The organism is Amycolatopsis silviterrae (assembly GCF_042684085.1).
GTDB classification, from domain to species: Bacteria; Actinomycetota; Actinomycetes; order Mycobacteriales; family Pseudonocardiaceae; genus Amycolatopsis; species Amycolatopsis silviterrae.
Genome location: NZ_JBHUKS010000033.1, coordinates 53,279 through 62,797 on the forward strand (window position 1 = coordinate 53,279; position 9,519 = coordinate 62,797).

Consider the following 9,519-nt stretch of genomic DNA (forward strand, 5'->3'; position numbering starts at 1 on the left):
AAGGAGCGGTGCCATGGTGCAGACGCAGAAGGACCACGTCGAGGCGTACTCGTTCCTGATCGGGCGGATGACCTCGGCGCTGGTGCTCGGCGACGCGAGCCACCTCGACGTGCCCGCCCGGCGGGCCTGGGTCGGCCTGCTGGTCGGGCTGGTCCTCGGGCTGCTCATCGCGGTCGGGTTCTTCGTGTACGGGCTGATCGCGCACCACGCCGGCGCGGCTCCGGCCGTCGGCCGCCGAGTCTGAGAAGGAGGCAGCCATGGAGCTTTCGCTGATCCGGCGCGACGACGGCGCGCTGGAGAAGAAGACCGTCGGCAACGCGCTGGTCGTGCACCTCGCGGAGGGCATGACCGGGGAGGCGCAGTCGCTCGCGCTCGGCGTCGCGGCCGATCCCGAGCACGACCTGGTCGTCGTGGACCTCCCGGTGGACTCCCCCATCGCGATGTGGGAATCGGTGGCCAAGGCGCTGCCCCGGCGCCGCCGCGGGGTGCGGCTGGTGATCGGCGGCCGCTCGCGCGAGACCACCGCGCTGGCCGGGCAGTGGCTGGCCGAGCGGATCAACCGCCCGGTGCTCGCGCCGGACGGTTCGGTGATCCCGAGCGCGGGCGGCGCGCTGTTCGTGCACGCCGGGCGCGGCGGCGGCTGGGTGCGCTTCCGGCCGGGCCGCCCGCCGTCCTGGGAGGCGAAGCGGTTTCCGCGGCCCGCTTGGGATTCCGGGATCGCCGCCGAGCTGACCCCGACGAGTTCGCGCGGTGTCGCGGAGCCGCTGCCGGGCGGATTGTGGGTCCGCCCGGTCGGCTTCGACGCTCCCCAGCGCCACCACCGCAGGGCGCTGATCTCCCGGATGCCCGCGCAGCACGACACCATGACGATCGTGCTGGGCTGCCCCGGCTGTCCCCCGCTGCCGCTCGACGACGCGGCCCGGCTGTGGGTGCAACTGCCGGAGAAGGTCCGGGCCAAGGCGCGGTTCGTGCAGTACGGCCCGATGTCGGTGTCCGGCGAGGCGACGACCGGCCAGGCGCTGGCTGATCTGCTGGGCAAGCCGGTCGCGTTCTACGCCGGGGTGCCGGTCGGTTCGCCGCAAATGCCGACGTTGCAAACCGTGCTCTTCGACGGGCAGTTCGGCTGGCGTCCGTTCGTCACCGAACTGGGCTACGAACCCGGCGCGCCCCTGCCTGAGCTGCTTACGCACCGTCCGCCGATCCACGGGCTCGACCAGATCGCGCCCGCGGTGTACTGGTACTCGCCGGACGCGGTGGTCGAGGTTGTGCAGTCCGGTCTGCTGGTGCGTCCGCCGGAGGACGGTCCGTCTTCCGGCGCGGTCCGCGAGATCACGCTCGACGCCGCGGTGCACAACCTGACTTTTGACGCGGCTGACGAGAACTCCGCGCCCCGGATGCGGTTGCTGGCCGAGGATCTGCTGGCCCGGCTAGACGAGCGGACCCGCCGGATGAGCCGGGTGCTGCCCGCCGCCGCGCTGCTCGCCGAACGCGCCCGGCCCCGGGTCGCGGCGCGGGCGTTGGAGGCGATCGAGGCTGGGGAGCCGGTCGTGGCCGAGCCTGCGGTCGCTGTCGTTGCGGAGACTCCGGTGCCTGCTGCGTATCTGCCTGCGGCTCCGGCTGCGTTGGGGATCGCCGCGCCTACGGAGGTTCCCGGGGCGATCGTCGCGGCTGAGGCTCCCGGCGTTGTCGCCGCAGCTGAGGTTCCTGGCGTTGTCGCCGCCGATCCGGTGCCCGCTGCTCCTCCGGCACCGGTCACCCGGATCGCCCCGGCCGACCTCGCCCCGCCGAAACCGGCCGAACCGCCGGTCGCCAAGCCGGTAGCCCCGGCTCCGGCTCCGGAGAAACCGCCCGCCGCGTCGCCGCCCCCGGCGAAGCTGCGCTTCCAGGAAACCCCCGGCGCGGAGTCGACCGCCCTGCTGCCCAAACGCGGCGCGGACAAGGAACGCCAATGGCTGCGCAAATCGCTCGGCGCGGAATACGGCCTGATGTCGAACACCGTCGCGCGGATCCTGTCCGAGCACCCGGGCTTCCAGGGCGTCCTGTCGACGGCGTCCTCGGCTGAAGTGCTGACCGATGCCGTAGCCGTGCAGCTTTACCTGTCCCCCAAGGGTTCGACGATCGACGCGGGACTGCGGCGCGGCGCGAACGGCCCGCACGTGCCGGTCGCCCGGTGTGTCGTGGCCGGGTTGAGCCGGCTGCCCTCGCACCGCGGCCCGGCGACCTTCACGACCGAGCTGCCGCCGTCGGCGTGGCCGTTGCTGAACGACCGGAAAGTGCTGACCGAATGGGGTTTCCTCAACGCGCTGACGCACCCGTCGTCCACTGTGGACGGCGACACGGACGTGCTGGTGTGGTCGATCACCGGACGGCGCACCAAATTGCTGGAACCGAGCGAGGGCGGCGTCGAGAACCGCGTGTTGTTCGTGCCGGGGACCAGTTTCAAGGTGCTGGAAACGCGCGAGCCCGCGGCGGGCGAGCGCGGCGCGGTGCTGCTGCGGGAGCTGACCGCGAGCGAGATCGACGAGACCGGCCGGGTCGCGAACGACCGGGCGGCGCTGGACGAGCTGGCCGTGAATTCGCTCCGGCAGACCGTGGCGACCTGGGCGGAAGCGGGCGAGGACCTGGTCAGGACCGTGATGGACGAGCAGGCGGCGGAGCGGTTCGGGGCGCTCCCGGGCCTGGCCTGAGTGCGGAGAGGCGGAGACGATGAACCGACAGCTGCTCGTGGTCGGCGGCGACCGGCCGGGTGCGTTCGGCACCATCGGCGCGGCGCTGGCGCAGGCGCAGCCGGGGGCGACGATCAGCGTGCACCGGGGCCGGTACGAGGAAAACCTCGTCGTGGACCGGATGGTCTCGCTGGTGGCCGAACAAGGCGCGGGCACCGTGGAAATCGTGGCGAGCACCGGAAGCGCGCTCGTCGCGAACGCCGAAGCCGTGCAGCTGAGCGGGTTCGTCCTCACCGGAGCCGACGATCAACTGGTCACTGTGGACGTTGTCCGCGGCGAGGCGGCGCTGGACGGCTGCCGGGTGTCCGGGAATTCGTGGGCCACGCTGCTGGCCCGGCTGGAAGGTTCGCTCGCGCTGCGGGGCTGCACGGTGACCAGCACCGGCGGTGCCGGGGTGGTGATCGCCTCGCCGGTGCAATCGGCCATTGAGGACACTGAGATCGTGGACGCCGCGTCGTCCGGAGTGGTCGTGGCCGAGTCCGGTTCGGTACTGCTGCGCCGATGCGCCGTGCGGGGCGCGGCGGGCAACGGAGTGTGCGTCAACGGCGAAGCGGTCGCGATTGTCGAGCAGTGCGAGATCGTCGGCGCGCAGAAACCGGCGATGGTCGTCGAACAGCAGGGGCGCGCGACGATCACCGGGCTGACCGTGCGGGACAGCGCGAACGTCGACCTTTACGTGACCAGCAAGGGCCGGGTTTCCGTGGCGTCGTCGCAATTCCGTTCCGCACCGATGCAGGCGGCGCACATCGCCGCATCCGCGGAACCGCTGCTGCGCGAGTGCGTTTTCGCCGGAGCGGGCACGAACGCGGTACAGGCCACCGGAACCGCGGCACCGCAGTTCGTGGACTGCACCTTTGAAGGTTCGCCAGTCACGATCCTGGTCGACGACCAGGCCCGGCCCCGGTTCGAACGCGCGACCGTGCGAGGCTCGACGCACACCGCGCTGTCGGTAAGCGCGGAAGCCGCGGTGACCGTCGGCGGACTGCGAATGACCCCCGAGAGCGGCGTCGGGATCGTCCTTTCCGGACAGTCCACGTTGGACCTCGCCGACGCGTCCATCGAGACCGGACGCGAAAGCGGGGTACGGGTCACCGAGGACGCCCGGTTGACGATGATGGACCTCCGGGTGGACTCGACCGCAGACAAGGCCGTTTCGTTCACCGCCAGCGCACCGTCCTCCGCGAAGTCGGCACAGGTGCGCGGCGGCGGCCTGCACGTAGCCGGAACCGCGGAGATCTCCTTGCAGGACTGCGAGGTCATCGATTCCACAGTGGACGGAATCACGGTCTCTTCGGGTTCGCTAACCGCTTCGCGCTGCCGGGTGCGCAACGCGCAAGGCAACGGCGTGTACGTCGCGGCTCAAGCGTCCTTCACCGAATGCGAGGTCCTCGGCGCGGGCCAGGACGGCTTCCACGTGGAAACCACCGAACCGGTCAGCATCCGCGACTGCGTCGTCAACAATGCCGCCGGCGAACTTGTGAACGGTGAACACGCGGACGTGGACAACCTGAGCACCGATCACACCCGCGCCGCCGAAGTGCCGGCCGGTCCGCCGAGTGACGTCGCCGCCGAGCAGACCGTGAGCGAGGCCGCGGGCGAGGTGCTCGAAGGCCCGCTGGGCGATCTGGAGGCGCTGGTCGGGCTGGCCGGGGTGAAAAAGGAGGTCACCGGCCTGATCAACCTGATCAAGATGTCCCAGATGCGCGAGCGGATGGGCCTGCCGATGCCGCCGATGTCGCGGCATCTGGTGTTCGCCGGCCCGCCCGGCACCGGCAAGACGACCGTGGCCCGGCTGTACGGCACGGTGCTCGCCGAACTCGGCATCCTGTCGAAGGGGCACATGATCGAGGTGGCCCGCCAGGACCTGGTCGGCCAGTACATCGGGTCGACCGCGATCAAGACCACCGAGGTCGTGGAGAAGGCTGTCGGCGGCGTGCTGTTCATCGACGAGGCGTACACGCTGAGCGCGCCGACCGGCGGTTCCGGCCCGGACTTCGGGCAGGAAGCCATCGACGCGCTGATGAAGATCATGGAGGACCAGCGCGATTCGCTGGTGGTGATCGTCGCGGGCTACTCCGAGCAGATGGAGCAGTTCCTGCAGTCGAACCCCGGCCTCGCGTCGCGATTCACCCGCACCATCGAATTCCCGAACTACAGCGTCGACGAACTGGTCACCATCACTACGGGCCTGACCCGCAAGCACTACTACGAAATGACCGACGACGCACTGGCCGCGCTGCGCGAGTATTTCGAACGGGTGCCGAAGAACTCGACGTTCGGCAACGGCCGCGTCGCACGCAAACTGTTCGAGGCGATGGTGAACAACCAGGCCTCCCGACTAGCCCTGCACCCGCCGTCCAAGGACATCGAACTAAACCGGCTGACCGCCGACGATCTGCAAGCAGAACTCACACAACTCCCCTCCGCGACAAAGTCGGCCGTCTCGGTCACCGCCGACCCAGCCGCCGCTGTTTCGACCAGCACGGGCTGGAAACGGCTCAGCGGCCTAGTCGGCCAGAAATCGGTACGAGAGAACGCCGAACGGCTCCTGCTCAACCTCGGCAAGCTCACCCACGAACGCCGCCCCCTCGGCCATCAGGCGAACCTGGTGATCAGCGGCAAACGCGGCACCGGCCGGTCAGAATACGCGAAACTGTACGCACAAATCCTCTCCGAATTCGGCATGACCCCGACCGGACAGCTAGTCCGCCGCAACCTAGCCGAAGACCTTTCGCCGCAATGGCCAGGCCAAGCCGAACACCTAGTCCGGGCCTCGGTGGAAGACGCCTCCGGCGGCACCCTGGTCATCGACCTGGACGGCGATTGGGACACTTCGCCGCACACCCCCGGGATCGAAGCCCTGGAAGCGTTGTCCGAAATGATCAGCCGCCGCCCGGCCGATCCCGTCGTGGTGTTCACCGGCGAAAGCCACCGAGTCGGCGACCTGCTCGCCCAACTGCCGACCCTGCGCGACGCTTTCCCCTACGGCTGGCAACTCGGCGAGTACACAGTGGACGAGCTAGCCGAAATCGCCGTGCGCCTTTTGGTCCGGCGCGGCCACGAGGTCCCCGACGACGTCCGCGACGCACTCGCCCACGAACTCTCCGCCGCGTCCGACCACACCGCACACGCCGCACACGAACTCGCCCGCACGCTCTCGGCCGCCGCCGCGTCCCGCACGCTCGCCGCCGCCGACCTGCGCGGCATCCGCCCGCCCGACACCGGAGCCCTGGCCCTCGGACCCGGCCTCGCCTCGGTCGGCTGACCCCTTACGGAGACCCGATGAGCTCGCAGTACGAAAAGATGCTCGAGGACGCGATGGGCGCCTACCAACGCCAGCGCGACCACTTCGACGAAACCCGCCGCGAGGTCGAAACCGCCACCAGCACCGTCACCTCCGCCCGCCGCGAGGTGACCGCGACCGTCGGCCGCACCGGCGAACTGACCGAGCTTTCCTTCCCCACCAGCGCCTACAAACGCATGGCCCCGACGGAACTGGCCTCGGTGATCGTGCAAACGATCTCCGCCGCACGAGAGAAATCGATCACCGCCGCCGCGGAACTGATGGCCCCCCTGCTGCCGCCCGGCATCTCCGCGCAAGACCTGATGAGCGGAAAAGCCGACGTCAACACCCTTTTCTCGGCCCGGGTGCCGGGATTCGACGAAGGGATCCTCCCGTGACCGACCAGTTTTTCGTCGACGCCGACGGCCTGGACGGCGGCCGCGACGGCTTCGACGGCAAGAGCGCCGAACTGCGCACGCTCGCCCAGCGGGTACAGAGCCTGGCCAACCCCGGCCGGATCCAGGACGCGGCCGGAAACGACAAGAACGGCAACGAGTTCTCCAAGACGCACATCCAGTCGGCCGCGGAGATCTACAATGGAATCAACGCCTGGGCCCTTGCTGTCGAAGCGACCCGGGACGCGATCTCCGACATGGCCACGTCGTTCCGCGAAGCCGACCAGGGCGCCTACGACGGATCGAACGCGCTTTTCAAGAACTTCACCGACCTGAACGGCAAAGTCCACAAAGCCGACCCAGGCGGCACCGATGCACCACCGACCGAATACCGCCGCGGCGTACGGATCCAAGGGAAACTCCTCGGCAAGCAGGACCCCGAAGCCGAAGACGGCGGCGGCTGGACCGCGGCCAAGAGCATCCGGGCCCAGACTCCCGACCGCGGCGAAGAACCACAACGCTTGAAACGCCTTTCGGCAGAACGCCCCGTCCTCGCCAACACGGAGGGCGAGGTCACCCCGCTGCAACCGGCCAAGTCAACCGTCTTCGTCCGCTCCAAGGCTCCCGAAGGCGAGTCCTGGCTGCCCGCCACATCGATCCCCGCCCAGCCCCCCGTCCCGCCGGAAGACCCGATCTCCTGACTCGTTTCCCGCTCCGCACAAGGAGGTGACCCGCGATGAGCCTGATGGTGGACCCCAGCCTGAACTGGGTGTTCTACATCATCGCGGGTGACGCCTGGCCCCAGGGCGACGAGGACAAGGCCCGCGAACTGGCCGCCGAATGGGACCAGGTAGCGCAACAGATCGCCGCCGCGGGCACCGGTTTCAGCCAGCTTTCGCAACAGGTAGTAGCCAACGTAGGCGGCGACGTAGCGACGAACTTCGCCGACCACGCGAACAAACTCAGCACCATGGGCGCCGGTTTCTCCTACCGGGCCCAACAACAAGCCGCCGCCCTGCGCGAATACGCGCTGAACGTGGAAAACGCCAAATACGGCATCCTGATCTCGATTGCGGTCACCGCCGCGGACCTGATCTGGGCAATGACAAACCCGTTCACCGCGCCCCTGATCCCCGGAATCTGGGCCGCCGGACGGACTGCCGTGATGCAGATCGAACGCTCGCTGATGTCGCGCTTGATGAGCCTGCTGTCAAGGGTCGCCCGAGAGGCCGCGCAGGAAGCCGCGGAAGAGGCGGCCGAGGAAATGCTGGCCGAGTTCATCCAGATCGCCCAGGGCAATCGCGACGGCTTCGACTGGAAACAAATCGGCCAAAACGCCGCCTTGGGCGCGATCGGCGGAGCGTTCGCCGCTGGCGCACACAGCGGTTTGGGGAAGTGGGGCCACAACGTCTTCGGCGCCGCCGGCGTGGAGGCAGCCACGGAAGTCGTAGTAGGCCTATCCGGCGCAGGACTCTTCGGCGGCGACCTGGACAGCCTAGGCTGGGGAGCCCTGAACGGCGGCCTCAGCGGCGCAGCCACGCACGGCGCACATCATGCCGGACAAAGCCTGCACGACAAGCTAACCGGCGGCGGCGATGCCGGCGGCCAGGGGAAGGGACCGAACGATCCCGGCGGGGACGGCGGGACGGGGAACATCAAGGTCAACCCGGTCAACGGCCCGACCTCGCCCGGCGGCTCGGGCGGGTCAGACGGCTCGGGCGGGTCGGGCAGTTCGGGCGGGTCGGGCAGCTCCAACGGCTCCAACGGCCCTGGCGGATCGGACAGTCCGAACGGCTCCGACGGCACGAGCGGCCCGAACAGCTCCAGCGGCCCGAATGGCCACGGCGGATCGGGCAGTCCTGGCAACTCCAACGGCACGGCCGGCCCGAACGACTCCAGCAACCCCGGCGACTCCCGCGGCCCCGGCAACTCCCCCTCCCCAGGCAGCAACTCCACCACCCCGAACAACCAGACACCGCCGGGAAACTCCCCCGGCAACTCAACCACGACGAGCACCCCCACCCCATCCAGCGAGCAGAACCCCACGAACAGCTCACCCTCGGCTGGCAACCCCGCCGCCCCGGGCGACTCCAACGGCTCGACCGGCACCCCCAACACCGCAGGCAGCCCGCCCCCGGCAAACGCCCCCGGCAGCTCCGACCCCACCTCCGGGAGCAACCCGCCGTCGACCGCCGCAAACTCGCCCGGCGACTCCAGCGCACCCAACGGCTCCGCGAGCAACACGACCCCAGCAAACGGCTCCAACTCGCCTGGTAATTCCCCGCAGAACCCCGACACGCCCGGCAATTCCCCACAGAACCCCGACACGCCCGGCAATTCCCCACAGAACCCCGACACGCCCGGCAATTCCCCACAGAACCCCGACACGCCCGGCAGTTCTCCGCAGAGCCCCGGCTCGCCCGGCAGCAACCACAACGCCGCCACCCCCTCCAGCAACCACGCCTCCGGCCCCAGTCCCAGCGCCGGAAACGAGGTCGGAACCAGCACCAACCACGACGTCACCACCCCCGCCGAAAACCCGACCGGCACCCCCGACCCGACCGGCAACCAAAGCCCGGCCACCAGCCCCAGCACGAACGGCAACCAGACCCCGTCCCCCGGCACGAACTCCACGCCCCACCCCGAAACCAGCCCCAACCAAGGTCCCGGCCCGAACACCACCCCCACCGGCCAAGGCGCGACCGGCACCGAGCACAACGCCGCCCCGCCACCGTCCACTCAGGACTCGGTCAAGACCGGAACTCCCGTCGCACCCCCGACCGACGCCGGCAACCCCGGAGCGTCGACCCCGTCCACACCGGACGCCGTCAAGCCCGGCAACCCGCCCAACCCCCACGGCGCGAACAGCCAGCCGATCCCTCCGTCCGCGAGCAACCACCACCCGGCGGCAACCCCCGCCACCAGCAACCACCTGCCCACCCCATCCCCCATCACCACCCCGCACCAGGACACCGGCCTCCCCGGATTCACCGGCACCCAGAACGCAAACCCCGGCCCCACACCCCAGCTCAGCCCGTCGAGCGCCTCCCCGCACTCCGCTCCGGAAATCACCCCAAGTCCGTCGCCCGACAACCACCCCGGCACCGGTTCCCCG

The 9,519-nt window shown here is 69.8% G+C and carries 7 protein-coding genes and 1 pseudogene; 6 read left to right on the plus strand and 2 right to left on the minus strand.

What is annotated here, in order from left to right; genetic code table 11:
• Positions 1–13 precede the first annotated feature (13 nt).
• From ACFSVL_RS38960 to ACFSVL_RS46640, 6 genes and pseudogenes are all read left to right on the plus strand, one after another.
• Positions 14–244: a type VII secretion protein EccB gene (locus ACFSVL_RS38960; RefSeq protein ID WP_378311910.1), complete on the plus strand. Its 231-nt coding sequence runs from the start codon at positions 14–16 to the stop codon at positions 242–244.
• Between the two features lie 13 nt (positions 245–257).
• Entirely contained in the window at positions 258–2,687 is a 2,430-nt protein-coding gene (locus tag ACFSVL_RS38965) for a hypothetical protein (protein ID WP_378311911.1), read from the plus strand.
• Positions 2,688–2,706: 19 nt separating this feature from the next.
• Positions 2,707–5,991 carry a right-handed parallel beta-helix repeat-containing protein gene (locus ACFSVL_RS38970; RefSeq protein WP_378311912.1) on the plus strand — a complete coding sequence of 1,095 codons (3,285 nt, stop codon included), beginning with the start codon at positions 2,707–2,709 and terminating at the stop codon, positions 5,989–5,991.
• A 17-nt stretch (positions 5,992–6,008) separates the two neighbouring features.
• On the plus strand, positions 6,009–6,407 hold the full coding sequence (locus ACFSVL_RS38975) for a YbaB/EbfC family nucleoid-associated protein (RefSeq protein ID WP_378311913.1): 399 nt from the start codon (positions 6,009–6,011) through the stop codon (positions 6,405–6,407).
• The gene (locus tag ACFSVL_RS38980; protein ID WP_378311915.1) at positions 6,404–7,105 is read left to right on the plus strand and encodes a hypothetical protein; all 702 of its coding nucleotides are present in this window, start codon (positions 6,404–6,406) and stop codon (positions 7,103–7,105) included. Before ACFSVL_RS38975 ends, ACFSVL_RS38980 begins: the two co-directional genes overlap by 4 nt.
• A gap of 44 nt (positions 7,106–7,149) precedes the next feature.
• Positions 7,150–7,515, plus strand: a pseudogene (locus ACFSVL_RS46640) (WXG100-like domain-containing protein); the annotation flags it as partial.
• 99 nt (positions 7,516–7,614) lie between these two features.
• On the opposite strand, the gene ACFSVL_RS38985 reads toward ACFSVL_RS46640, so the two are convergent.
• Positions 7,615–7,737, minus strand: a complete 123-nt coding sequence (locus tag ACFSVL_RS38985; protein WP_378311916.1) for a hypothetical protein — start codon at positions 7,735–7,737, stop codon at positions 7,615–7,617.
• A gap of 218 nt (positions 7,738–7,955) precedes the next feature.
• A complete protein-coding gene (locus ACFSVL_RS38990) occupies positions 7,956–9,038 on the minus strand; it encodes a hypothetical protein (RefSeq protein WP_378311918.1) in 1,083 nt (360 codons plus the stop codon).
• Between the last annotated feature and the right edge of the window lie 481 nt (positions 9,039–9,519).